The organism is Streptococcus urinalis 2285-97, from assembly GCF_000188055.2.
Lineage (GTDB): Bacteria > Bacillota > Bacilli > Lactobacillales > Streptococcaceae > Streptococcus > Streptococcus urinalis.
Map to the genome: position 1 here is coordinate 1,359,417 of NZ_AEUZ02000001.1, position 21,046 is coordinate 1,380,462.

At 33.2% G+C, this 21,046-nt stretch carries 21 protein-coding genes; 8 read left to right on the forward strand and 13 right to left on the reverse strand.

Annotated features, from left to right (window positions below; genetic code table 11):
* Positions 1 to 156: 156 nt before the first annotated feature.
* From STRUR_RS06920 to STRUR_RS06930, 3 genes are all read left to right on the forward strand, one after another.
* On the forward strand, positions 157 to 1,398 hold the full coding sequence (locus tag STRUR_RS06920; protein WP_006738564.1) for an extracellular solute-binding protein: 1,242 nt from the start codon (positions 157 to 159) through the stop codon (positions 1,396 to 1,398).
* Between the two features lie 204 nt (positions 1,399 to 1,602).
* On the forward strand, positions 1,603 to 2,949 hold the full coding sequence (locus STRUR_RS06925; RefSeq protein WP_006740288.1) for a carbohydrate ABC transporter permease: 1,347 nt from the start codon (positions 1,603 to 1,605) through the stop codon (positions 2,947 to 2,949).
* A complete protein-coding gene (locus STRUR_RS06930; protein WP_006738995.1) occupies positions 2,949 to 3,785 on the forward strand; it encodes a sugar ABC transporter permease in 837 nt (278 codons plus the stop codon). The genes STRUR_RS06925 and STRUR_RS06930 overlap by 1 nt, the downstream gene beginning before the upstream one ends.
* On the opposite strand, the gene dltD is transcribed toward STRUR_RS06930, so the two are convergent.
* From dltD to uvrB, 6 genes are all read right to left on the reverse strand, one after another.
* Entirely contained in the window at positions 3,774 to 5,114 is a 1,341-nt protein-coding gene (gene dltD / locus STRUR_RS06935; RefSeq protein ID WP_006739518.1) for a D-alanyl-lipoteichoic acid biosynthesis protein DltD, read from the reverse strand. The two genes, STRUR_RS06930 and dltD, sit on opposite strands and share 12 nt — an antisense overlap.
* Positions 5,107 to 5,346 carry a D-alanine--poly(phosphoribitol) ligase subunit DltC gene (gene dltC / locus STRUR_RS06940; protein ID WP_006739375.1) on the reverse strand — a complete coding sequence of 80 codons (240 nt, stop codon included), beginning with the start codon at positions 5,344 to 5,346 and terminating at the stop codon, positions 5,107 to 5,109. Before dltC ends, dltD begins: the two co-directional genes overlap by 8 nt.
* A 17-nt stretch (positions 5,347 to 5,363) precedes the next feature.
* A complete protein-coding gene (gene dltB / locus STRUR_RS06945) occupies positions 5,364 to 6,617 on the reverse strand; it encodes a D-alanyl-lipoteichoic acid biosynthesis protein DltB (RefSeq protein ID WP_006738911.1) in 1,254 nt (417 codons plus the stop codon).
* Positions 6,614 to 8,152 carry a D-alanine--poly(phosphoribitol) ligase subunit DltA gene (dltA, locus tag STRUR_RS06950; protein ID WP_006740027.1) on the reverse strand — a complete coding sequence of 513 codons (1,539 nt, stop codon included), beginning with the start codon at positions 8,150 to 8,152 and terminating at the stop codon, positions 6,614 to 6,616. The genes dltB and dltA overlap by 4 nt, the downstream gene beginning before the upstream one ends.
* 11 nt (positions 8,153 to 8,163) lie before the next feature.
* Positions 8,164 to 8,304: a teichoic acid D-Ala incorporation-associated protein DltX gene (locus tag STRUR_RS06955; protein WP_006739578.1), complete on the reverse strand. Its 141-nt coding sequence runs from the start codon at positions 8,302 to 8,304 to the stop codon at positions 8,164 to 8,166.
* A gap of 227 nt (positions 8,305 to 8,531) precedes the next feature.
* Positions 8,532 to 10,523, reverse strand: a complete 1,992-nt coding sequence (uvrB, locus tag STRUR_RS06960) for an excinuclease ABC subunit UvrB (RefSeq protein WP_006739018.1) — start codon at positions 10,521 to 10,523, stop codon at positions 8,532 to 8,534.
* A gap of 177 nt (positions 10,524 to 10,700) precedes the next feature.
* Between uvrB and STRUR_RS06965 the strand changes: the two genes are divergently transcribed.
* Positions 10,701 to 12,863 (forward strand): ABC transporter substrate-binding protein/permease, encoded by a 2,163-nt coding sequence (locus STRUR_RS06965; protein WP_006738419.1) that lies wholly within the window; start codon positions 10,701 to 10,703, stop codon positions 12,861 to 12,863.
* The gene (locus STRUR_RS06970; protein ID WP_006739039.1) at positions 12,863 to 13,603 is read left to right on the forward strand and encodes an amino acid ABC transporter ATP-binding protein; all 741 of its coding nucleotides are present in this window, start codon (positions 12,863 to 12,865) and stop codon (positions 13,601 to 13,603) included. The genes STRUR_RS06965 and STRUR_RS06970 overlap by 1 nt, the downstream gene beginning before the upstream one ends.
* Before the next feature lie 352 nt (positions 13,604 to 13,955).
* Here STRUR_RS06970 and STRUR_RS11745 read toward each other — a convergent pair whose 3' ends face one another.
* From STRUR_RS11745 to STRUR_RS11320, 3 genes are read right to left on the reverse strand one after another with little or no spacing between them, the layout of a single operon-like run.
* Positions 13,956 to 14,126, reverse strand: coding sequence for a hypothetical protein (locus tag STRUR_RS11745; protein ID WP_006738441.1), 171 nt, complete (start codon positions 14,124 to 14,126; stop codon positions 13,956 to 13,958).
* A gap of 12 nt (positions 14,127 to 14,138) precedes the next feature.
* Positions 14,139 to 15,452, reverse strand: a complete 1,314-nt coding sequence (gene obgE / locus STRUR_RS06980) for a GTPase ObgE (RefSeq protein ID WP_006740456.1) — start codon at positions 15,450 to 15,452, stop codon at positions 14,139 to 14,141.
* Between the two features lie 56 nt (positions 15,453 to 15,508).
* Positions 15,509 to 15,637 (reverse strand): DUF4044 domain-containing protein, encoded by a 129-nt coding sequence (locus STRUR_RS11320; protein WP_006739873.1) that lies wholly within the window; start codon positions 15,635 to 15,637, stop codon positions 15,509 to 15,511.
* 160 nt (positions 15,638 to 15,797) lie between these two features.
* Between STRUR_RS11320 and STRUR_RS06985 the strand changes: the two genes are divergently transcribed.
* The gene (locus tag STRUR_RS06985) at positions 15,798 to 17,039 is read left to right on the forward strand and encodes an aminopeptidase (RefSeq protein ID WP_006739315.1); all 1,242 of its coding nucleotides are present in this window, start codon (positions 15,798 to 15,800) and stop codon (positions 17,037 to 17,039) included.
* Positions 17,040 to 17,093: 54 nt separating this feature from the next.
* Positions 17,094 to 18,011, forward strand: a complete 918-nt coding sequence (locus STRUR_RS06990) for a magnesium transporter CorA family protein (RefSeq protein ID WP_006738675.1) — start codon at positions 17,094 to 17,096, stop codon at positions 18,009 to 18,011.
* A 24-nt stretch (positions 18,012 to 18,035) separates the two neighbouring features.
* On the opposite strand, the gene STRUR_RS06995 is transcribed toward STRUR_RS06990, so the two are convergent.
* The 3 genes from STRUR_RS06995 to STRUR_RS11625 are packed head-to-tail and all read right to left on the reverse strand — an operon-like array spanning position 18,036 to position 19,107.
* Positions 18,036 to 18,752, reverse strand: coding sequence for a pseudouridine synthase (locus STRUR_RS06995; protein WP_006738694.1), 717 nt, complete (start codon positions 18,750 to 18,752; stop codon positions 18,036 to 18,038).
* A complete protein-coding gene (locus STRUR_RS11520) occupies positions 18,742 to 18,918 on the reverse strand; it encodes a hypothetical protein (protein WP_006739213.1) in 177 nt (58 codons plus the stop codon). The genes STRUR_RS06995 and STRUR_RS11520 overlap by 11 nt, the downstream gene beginning before the upstream one ends.
* Positions 18,919 to 18,945: 27 nt before the next feature.
* Positions 18,946 to 19,107 (reverse strand): hypothetical protein, encoded by a 162-nt coding sequence (locus tag STRUR_RS11625; RefSeq protein WP_006738780.1) that lies wholly within the window; start codon positions 19,105 to 19,107, stop codon positions 18,946 to 18,948.
* Between the two features lie 95 nt (positions 19,108 to 19,202).
* Here STRUR_RS11625 and STRUR_RS07000 point away from each other — a divergent pair, with 95 nt between their 5' ends.
* On the forward strand, positions 19,203 to 19,568 hold the full coding sequence (locus tag STRUR_RS07000) for a thioesterase family protein (protein ID WP_006739262.1): 366 nt from the start codon (positions 19,203 to 19,205) through the stop codon (positions 19,566 to 19,568).
* A 21-nt stretch (positions 19,569 to 19,589) separates the two neighbouring features.
* On the opposite strand, the gene STRUR_RS07005 is transcribed toward STRUR_RS07000, so the two are convergent.
* Positions 19,590 to 20,822, reverse strand: a complete 1,233-nt coding sequence (locus STRUR_RS07005; protein ID WP_006739982.1) for an MFS transporter — start codon at positions 20,820 to 20,822, stop codon at positions 19,590 to 19,592.
* Positions 20,823 to 21,046: the final 224 nt, after the last annotated feature.

Consider the following 21,046-nt stretch of genomic DNA (forward strand, 5'->3'; position numbering starts at 1 on the left):
TTTTTTCTATTTTTATGTGTTTTTTTCATTATACAGCTTCTCCTTTTATTTGCCAACTTTAAATAAAATTTTCTTTTTTTTAAAAAAAGCTTGACATTTTCTGCAAGCGATTGCATAATATAGTTGTAAGTAATACAACTTAGGAGGAAATTAGCTATGAAATCATGGCAAAAATTTATCGCTAGCAGTGCAAGTGTAGTCCTTGCTAGTACGCTTTTAGTCACTTATGGATCTGAACAAGTCAAAGCAGAATCATCATCTTCTAAAACGATTAAACTTTGGGTACCAACAGGTGCCAAATCGTCTTACAAAAAAACAGTTAAGAAATTTGAAAAAGATTCTGGTTATAAAGTAAAAATAGTTGAATCTGAAGATCCAAAAGCACAAGAAAAAATTAAAAAAGATGCTTCAACTGCTGCTGATGTTTTCTCTCTACCACATGATCAATTAGGTCAATTAGTAGAATCTGGTACGATCCAAGAAGTTCCTTCAAAATTTACAAAAGAAATTAAAGCCAATGATACAGAACAAGCTGTTCTTGGTGCTCAATACAAAGGTAAAACTTATGGATTCCCATTTGGTATTGAATCTCAAGTTCTTTACTATAATAAATCAAAATTATCTGCTGAAGACTTAGCAACATATGAGACAATTACATCAAAATCAACATTTGGTGGAACATTTAAACAAGCTAATGCTTACGCTACTGGTCCATTATTCTTATCAGTTGGTGATACTCTTTTTGGTAAAGACGGTGAAGACGCAAAAGGAACTAACTGGGGTAATGATAAAGGCGTTGCGGTTCTTAAATGGATTGCAGATCAAAAAAATAATAAAGGATTCGTTAGCTTAGATGCCAACAATGTAATGTCTAAATTTGGCGATGGGTCAGTTGCTTCATTTGAATCAGGTCCTTGGGACTACTCAGCTGCTGAAAAAGCTGTTGGTAAAGACAACTTAGGTGTTGCGGTATATCCAAAAATCACTATTGGTGGTGAAAGTGTTCAACAAAAAGCATTCTTAGGTGTAAAATTATATGCCGTTAACCAAGCTCCTGCAAAAGGGAATACAAAACGTATTGCTGCTAGCTACAAATTAGCTTCATACTTAACAAATGCTGACAGTCAAAAGAACCAATTCAAAACACGTAACATCGTTCCTGCCAATAAAGAAGTCCAATCTTCAAGTGATGTTCAATCTAATGAACTCGCAAAAACAGTTATTAAAATGGGTTCTTCTTCAGACTATACAGTTGTTATGCCAAAACTTAGTCAAATGGGAACATTCTGGACAGAAAGTGCTGCTATCTTAAGTGATGCTTACAATGGTAAAATAAAAGAATCTGACTATCTCTCTAAATTAAAACAATTTGATAAGGATATTGCAGAAGCAAAATAATTTCTTAAAATCATTGATAAGAAATTAGTAGTCTTATATGTACTCATTTACTGGGAGTGAACTTAGCTCTATCATCAAAAATGATTTGGGTTAGGGCACTCCCACTTATTTTAGAAGTGGCTCTGTGTTACTTAAGTTCTTATGTTACTAAAAATTTACGTAACATATAGCTCTCATCGAATTTATATAAAAAGGGGATTATTTATGACTCAACAAGTCACTGTACCAGAAGCTTTTAAAAAAGGTGGTATGGACATTAAATTATCAGCTCTCATTATGGGGTTCGCAAACTTCGCCAATAAGCAATTTACAAAAGGTTTTCTTTTTTTAGCTAGTGAAATTATCTTTCTCATTGCCTTTGTTACTCAAGTTATCCCATCATTGCATGGACTAATCACACTTGGTACCCATACACAAGGTATGGTCAATAAAAAAGTCGATGGTATCACTATTCAAGTCGCTGTTGATGGTGACAATTCAATGTTGATGCTTATTTTTGGCTTAGCATCTATCATTTTTTGTTTAGTTTTTGCTTACATTTATTGGTGTAATCTAAAAAGTGCTCGGCATCTATATGAGCTCAAAGAAAATGGTGAAAAAATTCCAACTTTTAAGGAAGATTTCATGACATTAACTAATGGCCGTTTTCATATGACACTCATGGCTGTTCCTTTAATTGGTGTTCTTTTATTTACTATACTACCTTTAGTTTATATGATTTGTATAGCCTTCACGAGCTTTGATCATAACCATCTACCACCTAAGTCACTTTTTGATTGGGTCGGATTGAAAAACTTTACTAATATTTTTAGTGGTCGTATGGCTGGAACTTTCTTTCCAGTTTTCTCCTGGACACTGATTTGGGCAATATTTGCAACAGCTACAACCTTTTTCTTTGGTATTGTCTTAGCATTGCTAATTAATACCAAAGGTTTAAAATTAAAAAAATTATGGCGTACTATTTTTGTTATTACAATTGCTGTACCACAGTTTATCTCATTATTAATTATGAGAAACTTGCTTAATGATGAAGGTCCTGTAAATGCACTCTTAATGAAAACTGGATTATTACATCATCCAATGCCATTCTTATCAGACCCACTTTGGGCAAAATTCTCAATTATTTTTGTCAATATGTGGATTGGTATCCCATTCACAATGCTTGTAGCTACTGGTATCATTATGAATCTACCAAGTGAGCAAATTGAAGCTGCAGAAATTGATGGCGCAAGTAAATTCCAAGTTTTCAAATCAATCACTTTCCCTCAAATTTTATTGATTATGACACCAAATCTAATCCAACAATTTATTGGAAATATCAATAACTTCAATGTTATTTACCTACTTACAGGTGGTGGTCCTACTAATTCTCACTATTATCAAGCAGGAACAACTGACCTATTGGTAACTTGGTTGTATAAATTAACACTTACTGCTGCTGACTACAATCTTGCATCAGTCATTGGTATTCTTATCTTCGCTGTTTCAGCTATCTTTAGTTTATTAGCCTATACTCGTACAGCATCATACAAGGAAGGAGCTGCAAAATAATGAAAAACAAAAAACGTTTACAACTTGGTTTTGTCTATACTCTTCTGATTGTGTTGTCTGTAATTTGGCTTTTTCCAATAGCTTGGGTTATCTTGACAAGCTTCCGTGGTGAAGGTACTGCATATGTCAATTATTTCATTCCTAAGACATTCACTCTAGACAACTACACCAAATTATTTACAAATCATTCTTTCCCATTCGGACAATGGTTCTTAAATACTTTTATTGTAGCTACTTTTACATGTATTATTTCAACATTTATTACTGTTGCAATGGCTTATTCATTAAGTCGAATTAAATTTAAGTTTCGTAATCGCTTTTTAAAACTAGCACTTGTTCTAAATATGTTCCCTGGTTTCATGAGTATGATTGCTGTTTATTATATTCTAAAAGCATTAGGTTTAACACAAACATTAACTGCTTTGGTACTTGTTTATTCAGCTGGTGCGGCACTTGGATTTTATATCGCTAAAGGATTCTTTGATACTATCCCCTATTCTTTAGATGAATCTGCAATGATTGATGGCGCTACACGAATGGATATTTTCTTTAAGATAACGTTACCACTATCAAAACCAATTATCGTCTATACTGCTCTTCTTGCCTTTATGGGACCTTGGGTGGACTTTATCTTTGCACAAGTCATTTTAGGTGATGCGACAAGCAAATACACAGTTGCAATTGGCCTATTTTCAATGTTACAACCAGATACTATTAACGATTGGTTTATGGCATTCACTGCTGGTTCCGTCCTTATTGCCATTCCTATTACTATTCTATTCATGTTTATGCAAAAATATTATGTTGAAGGAATCACTGGTGGATCAGTTAAATAAAAAAAAGCTTGTTTGCAAGCTTTTTTTATTTAAAAGCACCCCATTTGTGGGTGCAAATTTTATTTTTGAACAGTTTTGAACAGTATTATAATTAGCATTTGCCCAAGTTTTTGATAAAAAATCATTATTGATATGGTACTGGGGTTTGTTTTGATTAGTTTCTAAGAAAGGTTGTACAGCTTTATCAAAGGCTAGCCAGCCATTCCATCCCATATGAATAGTATCTTGCATAAAGTAAGGATTTCCACCATCTTTTGAGAAATCGGCAATATTTGTAAATCCTTGAGATTCTAATTGGTATTTGATTTTTGCAACTGCTTGTTGATATCTACTCTGACTTAGTCCGGTAAATTTTGCCCATCTATCGTTGACTGGAGGTATAATAAACATCACATTCGTATTATTTTTAGCTAATTGAGATAATGCTAGCTGTAAATCATTATACTCAGGTGATTTTACATAATTATCATTAGCTTGAAAGTTCCGTAATCGTCTTAATTCTGGAGCAATCCTATTTTTGTAGAAACCATTACTAATATGAAATCGATTATTTGAAGTTGCTACTGCTCCTCGTTTTGTCGCTAGTTGTCCTAAGCGGTCATAAGAAAATTGTCTTGGTAAACCTAATACTCTAGGTTTAATGCGCAATTCATAGTTCTTAGATTTACCTAAATGACGAAACATGGATTCTTCTCTTAAGTTTAATTGGTAATTAAACTTTAATACTAGTTTATCCCATGAATTCAAGCGCTGACCATTCGCAACTTTTTTTAATAAGGATTGATAAGAAACCCCTGGATTAACTTTCATAATACGATTTGCAGCGTACCGGCTCACTTTTCCTTTATCGGCATGTAATAAAAATGAGATTAATTGTGAATTTGAAAGGTACTGTTGAACAGCACCTGGCATTGTCCCTTGAGGTGTGAACCATTGTGGAGATATCACGTAAACTGCCTTTTTATTTTTCAATTCATGGTTTATTTGTTGCATTCCATAAAACTGAGATAAATTTGCAGTACCTCTTTTGCCAATTAAAAATGGTCTATATGATCTATGATATTTCTCAGCTAAAACAGATGGATGCATACTATCCATCCTATTCCATTCACTTGATCCAAAAAAAGGGACAAAATACTGCTTGGAATCTGATAAAGCTTGCCTTTTTAAAACGCCATTTTTGAATGAGGTATTGGTCAGAGCCACAGCATCCTCTTTTTCTTGACGTAAATTGTGCTTTATTTTAGGTGAGAAATTTAATATTGTTACTACAACTAGTAGAAAAGCTATCAAAATCGGGCCTAAAATATGCCACAATCGTTTAAGCATTTTTGAGTTCCTCTACCCCTTCAACAATTTTGTTAACTGTATTCCAATCTTCTCGACCAAACTCTGAAATAGGTACTTTAATATTAAATGTATTTTCCAATTCCACGATTAATTCAACCGTTCCTAAACTATCTAATACACCTGCATCAAATAAATCTTCATCTTTAATGTCAGAAACATCTTCCATAAAAAGACGATCAAATAATTCAATAATGGTTTCTTCTGTAGACATAAACATTCCTCTTTTCATTAATAACGCTTAAACCATAAATGGTTTAAAAATCCTGAGAATATAAGTAACGAAAACATGACAACATGAAATGTTACAAATATTGCAAAATAGTGGTACACTTTTCCTTCAAATAATGGTGGTAATTCTTTCTTTTTCCGATTACGGTTGATTTCTTTTTTCTTCCGTAGCCAAGCATCATTAATTACCAATCCCAAACCATGAAATAAACCATAAACAATATAATACCATGTTAAACCATGCCAAAATCCCATTAAAAGCATATTAGCTAAGTAAGCAACACTTGAAGTCGTGTTTCTATTTTTAAAGACCTTCTTTTTTATTAACAAATGAACAAGTCTCATAAAAACAAAATCTCTAAACCAAAATGATAGACTCATATGCCATCTATTCCAAAATTCTTTTAAACTAGATGACAAGAATGGCATATTAAAGTTTTCAGGTGTTTTTATTCCCATCAAGTAAGAAATGGCAATAGCAAACATAGAGTACCCAGCAAAGTCAAAAAATAAATTGAAACCATAACAATACATTACCAAGAGTGTTTCTTTGTTAAAGAGACCACCAATAGCAATGGCTTTCATTTCAATATTTGGTAATAATAAAGTTCCTAAACAATAGGAAATAATATGTTTATAGAGAAAGCCTAACATAATATATTTAACAGCTTTCTCAAGCATATTCAAAAGTTCATCTCTTTCTGGAATATGGTGATAATCTTCTTCAAATCTTCTATAGCGATCTATCGGTCCACTTGAAAAAGTGGGTAAAAAAATCATAAACCGAACAAATGAGAACAGACTCACATTACTTAAAGTCCCATCTCTTAGTTCAATAATCATACCAACACTTTTAAATGTCAGATAAGAAATACCTAAAAAACTAAAGAGACTTATTGATTCACCTCTTGATAACAAGGGTGTGAATTTTACAATGACTAAAGGTACAATGGTTAGTATTGTTGTTAAATAAAAGATACTAGACTGATTCGCGTTTCGACGGTAAATTTGATAGCACATAACACAAATAGTTTGCCAAATTAAGTAAAGTAAAAAAGCAAACAATTGTGGATACTTATTACCACCGAACATAAATAAAATAAATAATAAACTGACTACCGTTTCATAAACCACAAATCTCTTTTTATAGAATAATCCAATGAAGATGGGTAAGATAGCAATTACTAAATAGACAAAATAGATAGGATTACCATAGGGTTCCAAGTAAGGAATATGATTAAAAAATGATATCATTTTTGATTAACCTCATTTATGAGAGATTTAATATCAATTTTACCATTTGGTGTCAATGGTAGACTATCACGATAAATAAACTTAGATGGCATCATATATGACATCATGGTATCTTTAACAGATTCTTTAATTGCTTTAGTCAGATCCAATTCTCGATCAAACTGATCACCTACACCCGGTTTTAAAACAATGTAGGCTAATAGATTTTGAACCTTGTGTTCTTTATTGTATCTTGGTACTGCAACAGCTGATTCTACATATGGAGAGTGGTTTAAATGCTGTGAAACATCTTCTAGTTCAATCCGATAGCCACCATATTTAATTTGAAAGTCTAAACGTCCGCCATATAGAAGTAAGCCATCATTATTAAATGAACCAAGATCACCAGTGTGATAAGCTGGTTTTCCATTAAACTGGAAAAATGCTTCTTTTGTTTTTTCAGGATTATTAATATACCCCTTTGAAACTGCTGGACCAGTAACTATGACTTCTCCTTGTTGGCCATTTGATAGTTCATTACCATTCTCATCAATAATAAAGGTTGGAGAATCAGATTTTGGATAGCCTATTGGTAAGCGTTTATAAGTTTCAAGCATTTCTTTTGTAATAGATACAGCAGATAATGCCACTGTAGCTTCCGTTGGTCCATAAGCATTAACGATAGTCACATCTGGAAAACGGTCAAATAATTTACGAGCAGTTGAATTGGTTAATTCTTCACCATCAAAGTAAAAATGACTTAATTGAGGCATTTTTTCTTGACAAAAATCATCACTCAACATGGCAAGTTCGGCAAATGACGGCGTTGAGGTCCAAATCCCAATGGGTAATTCAGCAATTTTAGTAAACAATACTCTAAAATCTGAAACTAATTCTTTAGGTAGTGCAAACAAAGTTCCACCAAGTGCTAATGTAGGAGCCCAGTACATAACTGATAAATCAAATGAATATGGTGGCTGTGCAAGCATTTGTGGTTGACTTGGTATATTAAATTCTTTATCCTCTATCATCCAATTTGTGAAACTTAGTAAATTATCATGAGAGATTTGAACCCCTTTTGGCATACCAGTCGTCCCAGACGTAAAGATAATATAGTAAGTATCATCACCGACAACAGAGTGATCTATGTTATAAGTTAGTGCAGCTTTTTTAGCATTATTTATTTCAGTTATGGTAACTGTTTTGGTTTGTCCAAAATCAAAATCAATGTCTTCAATCAAGATTACTAAACTTGGTTGCGCAATAGCAATAATATTTTTTAGACGTTCAGGTGCCGTATGAACATCAACTGGAATATAAGCATGACCAGATTTTGTGAGGGCTACAAATGTCGCCAACATATCGTAGGTTTGAGCTCCAAAAACTAAAACGGGACTTTTGTATTTTAAACCTAAACTATCAATATAATTTGCAATAGCATCAGAATCACGTTTTAAATCAGCATAGGTTTGCTCTACTCCTAGGCAGTGATAAACTGGAAATTGTGGTTGTGTTTTTGCAAACCCTTCAATGGTTGCAATCATATCTGCAATCATATGATTCTCCTTTAAAACTCATTATAGATAAATGTCGCTTGTCCATGACCAGCATAGCCAAAAAAGTACAGTAATAATAGAAAAATAACATAAAATAAGATCACTTTTCCTATAAAGACAGTATATTTTGAATTCTTTATTTTTTTTAACATGACACCATACTTTCTTAATAAAAATATAATTACTAGTGAAATTTTACTTGAAAAACTTTAATAAGACAAGCTAAAATGACAATTATTAAATAAAAAGATTATTTAACATTTTATTTTCTTAAATTTTTCTTTAAATTTATTTTTCTAACGATAGTTAACTCCTAAAAGCTTAAGGAAATCTTAACTGAAAAAATTCCTAAAAAAAAGCATGGAAAAATTGTTTCCAATTAATCCATAGCTTTCAATTCTAAAATCATATCTCTTATTTGTGTAGCCAACTCAAAATCAAGTAATTCAGCTGCTTCATGCATCTCTTTCTGGAATTTTTTAATGGTTTTTTGACGCTCTGATTTCGTTAAAGTATTGAAATCAACAACTTCTTTTTCTTCACCGGATTCATCACGTTTAGAGATTGTAATCAAGTCTCTAATTTCCTTCTTAATTGTCTGAGGAACAATATGATGTTCATCATTGTAAGCCATTTGAATTTGACGACGCCTTGCAGTTTCATCGATAGCTTTTTGCATGGAATCAGTCATTTTGTCTGCGTACATAATAACATGACCTTCAGAATTTCGTGCTGCTCGACCAATTGTTTGAATTAGTCCACGTTCATTTCTCAAAAATCCTTCTTTATCAGCATCTAAAATAGCAACTAAGCTGACCTCAGGAACATCAATACCTTCTCTAAGCAAATTAATCCCGATTAAGACATCAAATACTCCCAATCTTAAGTCTCTAATGATTTCAGTTCTTTCAAGAGTTTTGATATCAGAATGCATGTACTTGACTTTTACACCCATTTCTTTCAAATAGTCCGTTAAATCTTCAGCCATTTTTTTAGTTAAAGTTGTAATAAAAGTTCGTTCACCTTTATCAGCACGTTTGGTGATTTCTCCCAGTAAGTCATCCATCTGTCCCATACTTGGTCTTACTTCAACTTCTGGATCAAGTAGCCCTGTCGGACGTATTATTTGTTCAATAACTGTATCAGTTTGCTCCATTTCGTAATCACCTGGAGTAGCTGAGACGTAAACGATCTGATGAACATGACTTTCAAATTCTTCTCGTCTTAATGGTCGATTGTCCAAAGCTGAAGGTAATCTAAAGCCATAATCAACAAGCATTTGTTTCCGAGCTTTGTCTCCATTATACATCCCTTTTATTTGTCCCATAGTCATATGACTTTCATCAATCATAATGAGAAAGTCTTCTGGGAAAAAGTCCAATAATGTATAGGGAGGTTCCCCTTTTTGACGACCATCCATATGTCTTGAATAATTTTCAACACCACTGGTGTAACCTATTTCTCTTAACATTTCAATGTCATATTCTGTTCTTTGTTTAAGTCGTTGGGCCTCTAACAATTTTCCTTCAGATTCAAACAAAGCTAGTTGTTCTTCTAATTCCTTTTGAATGAGTGAAATTGAATGTTCCATATGTTCATCGTTTGTCACAAAGTGAGTCGCTGGGAATAAAACCAGATGGTCCACTTCACCTAAACTTTTACCAGTTAGACTTTCAATTTCTCTAATACGGTCAATTTCGTCTCCAAAAAATTCTACTCTAAAGGCATGCTCATCTCTTGAGGCTGGAAAAATCTCAACAATATCTCCCCTAACCCTAAATCTTCCACGTTGAAAATCAATATCATTTCGTTCAAACTGAATGTCAACTAATTGGTTTAGAAGTTGGTCTCTTGAGATTTCTTGGCCTGGGCGTAGACTTACAGCTGAATCAGCATATTCTTTTGGTGAACCAAGACCATAAATGCAGGACACAGACGCCACAACAATAACATCATTTCGCTCAAGTAAGGCTGAAGTCGCTGAATGTCGTAATTTATCAATTTCATCATTGACAGAACTGTCTTTTTCGATATAAGTGTCACTTGAAGGTACATAAGCTTCAGGTTGATAATAATCATAATAGGACACAAAATATTCAACAGCATTGTTAGGAAAAAATTCCTTAAATTCACTATACAATTGTCCCGCCAAAGTTTTATTGTGGGCAATAACTAGCGTTGGTTTGTTCACTTTGCTGATGACTTGACTCATGGTATAGGTTTTACCAGTACCAGTAGCTCCTAGTAATATCTGAGCCTTTTCACCACCTTCAATATTGTCTACAAGTTCTTCTATTGCTTGAGGTTGATCTCCTGAAGGTGCATACTTTGAGATTAACTCAAATTGATTGGTTTCATTTCTATCTATCATAGTTCTATTTTATCACAGTATGATTGAAATGAACTTATATTACTATAGCAATTAAGAAGATAACTAAGTTATTTAAGTCTATTCTATGTCATAAAACCTAACATGATAATTAAAATCATATTGCTTTTCCTTTTAAATTTTGCTATAATTAGGAATATTTTTTTAAAGGAGAATGACATGAAGAAGAAAATAAAGCATAGTCTACTGCTTTTGTTATCCCTTTTCTTTATGATAGGTGGTGTAGCAAAAGCTGAAACAATTGATATTGTTTCAGATACTGCATATGCACCTTTTGAATTTAAGGATTCTGACCAAGTATATAAAGGAATTGATGTTGATATCGTAAATGAAGTAGCAAAACGTAGTGGTTGGGATATCAATATGACTTTTCCGGGTTTTGATGCCGCTGTCAATGCGGTTCAATCTGGACAGGCAGATGCTTTAATGGCTGGAACAACGATTACAAGTGCTCGTAAAAAAGTACTAACATTTTCAAAGCCATACTATGACACAAAAATTGTTTTATATACTAGTAAAAATAAAAAGGTAACTAAATACAGCCAATTAAAAGGCAAAACAGTTGGTGTTAAAAATGGCACTGCTGCTCAATCTTTCCTTGAAAAGAAACAATCAAAATATGGTTACAAAGTAAAAACCTTTGATACCGGAGATTTAATGAATAATAGCTTGGATTCAGGCTCAATTGATGCAGCGATGGATGATCAACCAGTTGTCCAATATGCGATTAATCAAGGTAAGAAATATGCCATTAATATGGCTGGTGAAGCAGTCGGTAGTTTTGGTTTTTCTGTCAAAAAAGGTAGTAAATACGAATACCTCATTCCTCAATTTAACAAAGCCTTAAAGGCAATGAAGTCTGATGGTACCTATGAACAAATCATGTCAAAATGGCTTGGTTCAGAAGGAAAATCATCAGGAAATGCTGATGCAAAAGCAACACCTAAGAAAAGTACCTATAAAGTTGTGGCTGACTCTTCTTTTGCTCCTTTTGAATTCCAAAATGGAAATGGAAAATATGTCGGAATTGACATGGAATTAATTAAAGCTATTGCAAAACAGCAAGGCTTTACAATTCAAATTTCAAATCCTGGATTTGATGCTGCTTTAAATGCCGTTCAATCTGGACAAGCTGATGGTGTTATTGCTGGGATGTCAATTACTGATGAACGCAAAAAAACATTTGACTTTTCTGATTCTTACTACTCATCTAATATTCTATTAGGTGTTAAAAAAGATTCACCAATCAAATCATATTCAGATTTGAAAGGTAAAACAGTTGGAGCGAAAAAAGGAACTGCTTCCTATGATTTCTTAGATCAACATAAATCAAAATATGGTTATCATTTAAAAGCGTTTGACGATGCCTCATCAATGTATGATAGTTTAAATTCAGGTTCTATTGAAGCACTAATGGATGATGAATCAATCCTTAAGTATTCTATTAAACAAGGTCGTCAATTCAAGACACCAATTAAAGGTGAACCATCTGGAGAATATGGCTTTGCTGTTAAAAAAGGTTCTAATCCAGAATTGATTGAAATGTTTAATAATGGACTAGCTTCACTCAAAGCTTCTGGTAAATATGAAAAAACTATCAATAAGTATTTAAGTAATGAAAAAACAAGCAAATCAACTAATAAAGAAGCTGATGAATCCACAATTTCTGGACTCATTTCAAACAATTATAAACAATTGTTATCTGGTCTTGGTACTACCATTAGTTTAACACTTATTTCATTTGCTATCGCCATGGTAATTGGTATCTTGTTTGGTATGATGGCTGTTTCACCAAGTAAAAGCTTAAAGGTAATTTCTTCAGTGTTTGTTGATGTTGTCCGTGGTATTCCATTGATGATTGTAGCTGCATTTATTTTCTGGGGTATTCCAAATCTAATTGAAAGTATGACAGGTCATCAATCACCAATTAATGACTTCCTCGCAGCAACTATTGCCCTTTCATTAAACGGTGGAGCTTATATTGCTGAAATTGTCAGAGGTGGAATTGAAGCTGTTCCTGTTGGTCAAATGGAAGCAAGTCGAAGCTTGGGTATCCCATATCGTAAGACAATGCAAAAAGTCATCTTACCACAAGCGGTTAAATTGATGTTACCAAACTTTATTAACCAATTTGTTATTTCACTTAAAGATACAACTATTGTTTCAGCGATTGGTTTAGTTGAACTCTTCCAAACAGGAAAAATTATTATCGCTCGTAACTATCAATCGTTCCGTATGTATGCTATTTTAGCAATTATCTATCTTGTCATCATTACATTATTAACAAAATTAGCAAAACGTTTAGAAAAGAGGCTTAACTAATGGCAGAATTAAAAATTGATATTCAAGATTTGCATAAGTCATATGGTCAAAATGAAGTTCTAAAAGGTATTGATGCAAAATTTTATGAAGGTGATGTTGTCTGTATCATCGGTCCATCTGGTTCTGGAAAGTCAACTTTTTTAAGAACTCTAAATTTATTAGAAGACATTACCAGTGGTAAAGTTGTTGTTGATGGTTTTGAACTTTCAGACAAAAAAACAAATATAGATAAAGCAAGGGAAAACATTGGAATGGTATTTCAACATTTCAACTTGTTCCCTCATATGTCTGTTATAGATAATATTACATTTGCACCAGTAGAATTAGGTAAAGAATCTAAGGAATTAGCAAAAAAACATGGTCTCGAACTACTTGAAAAAGTTGGACTTTCAGATAAAGCTGATGCGCTACCAAGTAGTCTATCTGGAGGACAAAAACAACGTGTTGCCATTGCGCGTGCTCTAGCAATGAATCCAGATATTATGTTATTTGATGAGCCAACTTCTGCCCTTGATCCTGAAATGGTTGGCGATGTTCTTAATGTAATGAAAGACCTAGCTGAACAAGGAATGACAATGCTGATTGTCACTCATGAAATGGGATTTGCTAGACAAGTTGCAAATCGTGTTATCTTTACTGATGGTGGCCAGTTCTTAGAAGATGGAACGCCAGAAGATATTTTTGATCATCCTAAACATCCACGTTTGATTGAATTTCTTGATAAAGTCTTAAATGTCTAAAAAAGAGCTTTTCAGCTCTTTTTTGATTTTTCAGTTTGATTGTGTTAGACTTAGATTAGAAAATCTTTGAAGGTATAGAAGTATGATAAACTAAAAAATCAATTCTTGTTTACTCATTTTAACGTTTGATTTTTTAGTTTACTTCTATATTTAAGACTATCATTTTTATTATGTTATTAAATAATAATCACTATACATGACTTAGCTAGAGTATTTTTTATAAAAAGAGCTGATAATTCTGTTTATAAAAATTGGTTACACAAACCCTTATTCATTTTTGATAGTAATATTCTTTTAAAAATGATAGGTCATCTATCTATCTTAAAATCTATACAAAAAAGAAGACCAAGTATTACTGGTCTTCTTTTTTATACATTGCTTCTTTTTTTTCCCTTTCTAATCGTAACTTACGATTAGGGTTTAATTGATTAAATAATTCTTCTAACTTCTTTTTATTCCAAACATCAGCTGCAGAAACAAAATGACCATCTTTATCACGGAATGATATCGGTTTATCTCCCATAATATTCCTCCATTAGTCGACAAATTCAAATTCAAAATGACCAATCCTGACAATATCACCATCTTTTGCACCACGTTCACGAAGAGCTTCATCAACACCCATTCCACGCAATTGTCTTGCAAATTTCATGATTGATTCATCACGTTCCATATTTGTCATGACAAATAATTTTTCTAATTTCTCACCTGACAAGACCCAAGCTGCATCATCATCACGACTAATCTCAAATGGTCGTTCATCCTCATTAAAGCCATAATAAACTTCATCTTGAGCCAATTCACTTTCATCATAAAGAAGAAATTCACCAGTTTTATCCAATAATTCAGCCGTCGCATCTAAAAGATTTTCCAAACCTTGATGAGCTAAACTTGAAATTGGAAAAATCATTGGTAAGTCTTCAAATTCATCATAATTTGCTTTTAATTTTGATTTAAATTCAGCTAGGTTCTCTTCAGATTCTGCCATATCCATCTTATTTGCAACGATAATTTGAGGTCTTTCTAACAATCGAAGATTGTAGGTTTCCAATTCATTATTAATGGCTAAATAATCTTCATATGGATCTCTTCCTTCACTTGCTGACATATCAATAACATGTAAAATAACTCTGGTTCTTTCGATATGTCTTAAAAATTGTGTTCCTAGTCCAATACCTTGGCTTGCACCTTCAATCAATCCTGGTAAATCAGCCATTGCAAAACTCTCACCAGATTTCGTTCTAACCATTCCTAAATTGGGAACAATAGTTGTAAAATGATAGGCACCAATTTTGGGTTTAGCCGCAGAAACAACACTTAGTAAGGTAGATTTTCCAACAGACGGAAAACCTACTAGTCCTACATCTGCTAAAATTTTGAGTTCTAACTCAAGTTGTTTTTCTTCTCCTGGCTCACCATTTTCAGCAATTTCAGGCGCTGGATTTCGTGGTGTGGCAAATCTAATATTACCACGGCCACCTCGACCACCACGCGCAATAACAAATTCTTGTCCGTTCTCAACTAAGTCTGTGATAACTTTTCCAGTCTCAGCATCTCTAACAGTAGTTCCTTGAGGTACTTCAACAATTAGGTCTTCTGCACCACGTCCGTGCATACCTTTTGTCATCCCTTTTTCACCTGCTTTTGCTTTGAATTTTCGATTATAACGAAAATCCATCAGTGTTCTAAGGCCCTCTTCTACTCTAAAAATAACCGAGCCACCTTTACCACCATCTCCGCCCCACGGGCCACCATTAGGAACATACTTCTCCCGACGGAAAGCAACCATTCCATCTCCACCTCGACCAGCTTGAACACTAATCTTAGCAGTATCTAAAAACATACTCATTCTTTTACTACTCTCTTTTCAAATCTAGTTTAAAAAAACGCCTTTTCGGCGTTTCTTTACATGATGCCTGCAAGTGCACCTGCAATTAAGCCACCTACAGTGACAAGAACCATTAAAATGACGACAACTAATGTAATTTTTTCAAATGTCGTTTTTTTACGAGGTCCATTTTCTCCAAATGCCAAAATACATACCTCTTCTTATTGAATCTTCCTAACTATTTTATCATGAATTACTATATTTATCAACTTGTAGATGATGACAAGACACCAAAGAGTCAGCCTTGAGCTTTTCTTCTTTTTATGCTAAATTTAAGAAAGAATGAAAAGAAAATAGGAGATAACAATGGTACTACCACGTTTTAATGAACTTTTAGAAAAATATGCTGATCTTTTGATCAAAAAAGGGGTCAACATTCAAAAAGGACACACACTTTTATTGACAATTTCTGTTGAACATTATGACTTTGCTCGCTTAATTACAAAGAAAGCTTACGAATCTGGAGCAGCTGAAGTTGTTGTGGATTATATTGATGACAGTATCACAAAAGATAAGCTTCTTTATGCAGATCATGACAGACTTATTAATGTACCTCAATATATTGTTGAAAAATCACATTATTTTTTAGATAAAAAAGCAAGTCGCTTGTTTGTTCGTTCTTCAGATCCAAATGCTTTTTCTGGAGTCGATCAAGAGCGTCTATCAGAATCAACCAAAGCAACAGCGATTGCACTTGAAGAACAAAGAGCGGCTACACAAGCCAACAAAGTTAGTTGGAATTTAGTGTCTGCTGCTAGTCCTTCTTGGGCAAAAATGGTATTTCCTCATTTGAAGACTGAAGAAGAGCAAGTTGATGCACTTTGGGATGCCATTTTTAAAATGAATCGTATTTATGAAGAAAATCCAATTAAAGCTTGGGATCTTCACCAAGAGAAGTTATTATCAAAAGCAGAACAATTAAATAAATACCAATTCGATGCCCTTCACTACATGGCACCAGGAACAGACTTAACCTTAGGAATGCCTGAGAATCATTATTGGGAAGCTGCTGGTTCTACTAATGCTCAAGGTGAAACCTTTATTGCTAATATGCCTACGGAAGAAGTTTTTTCTGCACCAGATTATCGAAGGGCAGATGGCTATGTATCTTCTACCAAACCATTAAGCTATGCAGGTGTCGTTATAGAAAATATGACCTTTACATTCAAAGATGGGCAGATTGTTGATGTTAAAGCTGAAAAAGGTCAAGAGACCTTGGAAAGATTAATTTCTGAAAATGAGGGTGCCAGATCACTTGGTGAGGTTGCTTTGGTTCCTCACAAAACACCTATTTCACTTTCTGGTTTAACATTCTTTAATACTCTTTTTGATGAAAATGCATCCAATCATTTAGCTATTGGTTCTGCCTATGCTTTCTCTGTAAAAGGGGGGACTGAAATGACTCAAGAGCAATTAAAAGAAGCTGGACTCAATAGATCTAGCGCTCATGTTGACTTTATGATAGGATCAGATCAGATGGACATTGATGGTATAACTAAAGATGGACAAGTTATTCCTATTTTTAGAAAAGGTGAATGGGCCATATAATAACAAAGTCAGTTTTGTACTGGCTTTTTTTCTTGCAATGTTTATAATAGAATTATGTTTTATAAGGTATCAGAAAAGTTAGAAAAGACTTCATTAGAAGAGTGTTTAGATAACCATTTTAGCTATATAGCCATTCTTTCAACAAATGAATGGATTACATTCAAAGAAAAAAGTCATCTTCATCTTGAAATTGAATTTCCAAAATCACATATCAAGACCAGTCATATTTATCACTATCAAGATAAACTCATTGGTCAATTTAGCACTCCTGATAGAAAAGTTATTTTGAACCAAAATCATCATTTTTCATTTCTCATCCAAAAAAATACCCTCATCTTTATTGATGATAGTCAATTTTGCCAATCAATTTTTAATGATTTAAGAAAAGATAACCATTGGAAAGACCCCGATTTAGGAAGAATATTATTTGATTTTTTAGATAAATTGATTCAAGATGATGTTTCTTTACTAGAAAAGTTTGGTATGACCTTAACCGATATGGAAGGTGAACTTTTGGAAGGAAAAGATCATATTAATTCTAATCAACTTAGTCAAATCAGGCATAAAATTGTTAAATTGGATTTTAATTACAGTCAATTTGCGACTTTGACTGAGGAACTGAGTCACGATACAGACCATCTTTTTACCAATCAAAACCTCAACAATTTTCGACTTTTATCTATTAAAATCGACCATCTTCAGCATATGATTGAAAGTTTAAAAGATGATATCTCACAAATAAAAGGGATGCAGCAATCAATCGTTGATGAAAAACAAAATCATATCATGACTGTATTGACGATTGTGACCACATGTTGCACACCAATCACTATTATTGTTGGTTGGTATGGTATGAATTTTGATTTTATGCCAGAATTAAACAGTCCATTAGGTTATCCTATTGTTATTATTGTTTCTATTCTAATATTAATTATTAATATCTCTTATTTTAAACACAAAAAATGGCTATAAAAAAGACTATCACTTGATAGTCTTTTATGATTTTTTTAATAACTCTAATTCTTCAGAGGTTAATCGTCTATAAGAACCTTCCTTTAATGTTTTATCTAATAGAAGGTTACCCATTTTTATTCTTTTTAGATCACTAACTTCTTTGCCACAGGCTAGTACCATTCGTTTTACTTGATGGAACTTCCCTTCTTTTAGTGTAATTTTAACTCGACTAGTTTCCTTTTCTTGATTAATAGCTATTATCTCCAATCTTGCAGGTAAACAGGTGAAATCTTTCAAAACAATTCCTTGCTCAAAACTGTTTTTATCTGCTTCAGTCATGATACCTTTAACTTCAGCGATGTATTCTTTTTCAACATGCTTTTTGGGAGATAACATATTATGAGCTAATGCTCCATCATTGGTTAGAATTAATAAGCCTCTAGTATCTTTGTCTAGCCGTCCCACTGGAAAAATACCGTTTTTGTAATCTTCATTTGATAGTAAATCAATGACTGTCTTATGCTCTTTATCTTCTGTAGCTGAAATGACACCTTTAGGTTTATTTAGCATGAAATAAGTGAATTTTTCATAGACTAATTGGTTACCATCTAAACTTATAATATCTTTGTTTTCATTTATTTGTGCTTTTGCAGAGGTTACCGTTTTTTGATTTACAGAAATTCTTTTTTGCTTTATGAGTTCTTTTACTTGGCTTCTACTACCGATAGACATTTCTACTAAAAATTTATCAAGTCTCATTTTCTTCTACTTTCTTACCTTGCCATTGTAACATTTCAATCAGAATATCTCGAGGTAATTCTTGATTATAGTAACATTGTAATCCTCTTTTAGTGAATGATAACTGAGGGTATTTTTTAGAAAATTGACCAATTAATTGAGGTGCTAAGTAAAAATAAACATTCACGTGGTCTTTATAGGCATCAAAATGCGCTTAATAGTGTTTATCCCAATAAGATGGCATTGACCAAGATAAGCCTTCAATAGTTGAGGGGAGTTCAGACAATATGAGATTTCTAAGTTGACTTAAAAAATCTCTCACAGATTCAGATTGCTCATTAATATAGTGATTTACAGCTACTTTATCTTCTTTCATTTTTCAATCCTTTTAAAAAATAGTATACCATAAAAATATTTTTCTAAGACTGAAAACGCTTAATATATTATAATAAAGAAAAAGGAGGACTTAACATGTCTATCACACGTCAAACTTTTCATACAACACCTAAACATTCAGCAAAATTCTTGGGTTCTGGCACTTTAGAAGTACTTGCAACACCAGCCTTGGTAACATTTATGGAAAACACTGCTTCAACTTTTATCCAAAAACAACTTGAAGAAGGTAAGACATCAGTTGGAAGCGAAATGGCAATCCAACACTTGAAAGCTTCTAAAATTGGCGAAGATATTGATATTGTCATTACTGCACTTAAAGAAGAAAGTCACAGATATGATTTTCGTTTAGAAGCATTTGCTAAGAATGAACTGATCGCAAAAGCATGTCATACTAGAGTTCGTATCGATACACAACGTTTTTTAAAGTCACTTGAACAATAAAAACCTGCTAAGCAGGTTTTTTTAGATTTCTTTTAATTTTAAATAATTCTCAGCTTTTAAATTTTTTATTGAAAGCATCGCAATGAAACTAATAAGGTATAAGCCTGCAAGGAAAAGCATTACCATTGAGACACTAGACACATCCAAAATTTTACCAATAATAACTGATGAGAAACCACCAATGGCACGACCAACATTTAAAATGACATTATTAGCTGTAGAACGAATATGATGTGGATATAGTTGTGTGATCATAGCACCATAACCAGCAAACATACCATTAACAAAGAATCCAACGATTGCACCACCAATTAACATAGTTGGCATTGAGTTAGCAAATTGGAAGAGATAAACACATACAGCTGATGCAATTAAAAAGACAGAATAGACTAGTCTTGGTCCAAATTTATCTAGGATTTGGCCAAATGTTAGCATCCCTAAACACATACCTAAAATTGTTGAAACCATCCAAAGAGAAGAATCCTTAACAGAGATATGTAAACTTGTTTGAATAATAGTTGGTAACCAGTTCATCATACCAAAGTATCCCGCAATCTGAACTGTAGTCATAACCATTAAAGCAAGTGTTTGAGCAACCAATGCTGGTGTTTCAAATAATTGGGAAATTTTTACAGGTTGGCTTGACTCTTCATGACTTTGATGATCAGCACCATTATCCCAAATGTTATGATCATCAATAGCAAATTGCATCCAAAGGACGAGAATAATTGGCGCTAGTCCAAATAAGAATAAACCTCTCCATCCTAATGCTGGTGCTAACCAACCTGCTAAAAGAGCTGAACTGATTGAACCAATTTGTCCTGCAATTCCATTGAGTGATGAAATTCGTCCCATTTTGTCTGAAGGGACAATTCCGGCCATGATAGCAATCGCTACACCATATTCACCACCGACACCAATACCAGCAATAAAACGCATAAGGTACAAATAATTAATAGAATGTGTAAAATAGATTAAACCTGTCGCAATTGAAAAAAGTAAAATCGTCCATTTAAAGACTTTAAATTTATGATATCGGTCTGCTAATAGTCCAAAAATCAAGCCACCGACTAGCATCCCTAAATTGGTAATGGTTGCAATCCATCCACCTTGAACTCCATTGATGCCTAAATCAGCAATAATAGATGACATTGAAAATGATAGGAACATCACGTTTAAGTCATCTGTCCCTGATGCTACAATTGCTGAGACAAGTGCACGCTTATTATTTTTATCCAATGATAATGACGACATGGGTTTCTCCTTTTAATAATGGCTCACTGACCATTTTAATTAATTGACCAATCTTTTTTTGCAAATCAAAAAGACTCACAGCATGCCGTGAGTCCACTAAAGTACACTAAAATGGCAGTCGTCGCAACGACCATTAGATAGAATCTTCTTTCTATCATTCGACTTTCATGTTTCACGGAACATGTTTAAAGTTGTATCAAATTTTATTTAGTATAACGGAAAAA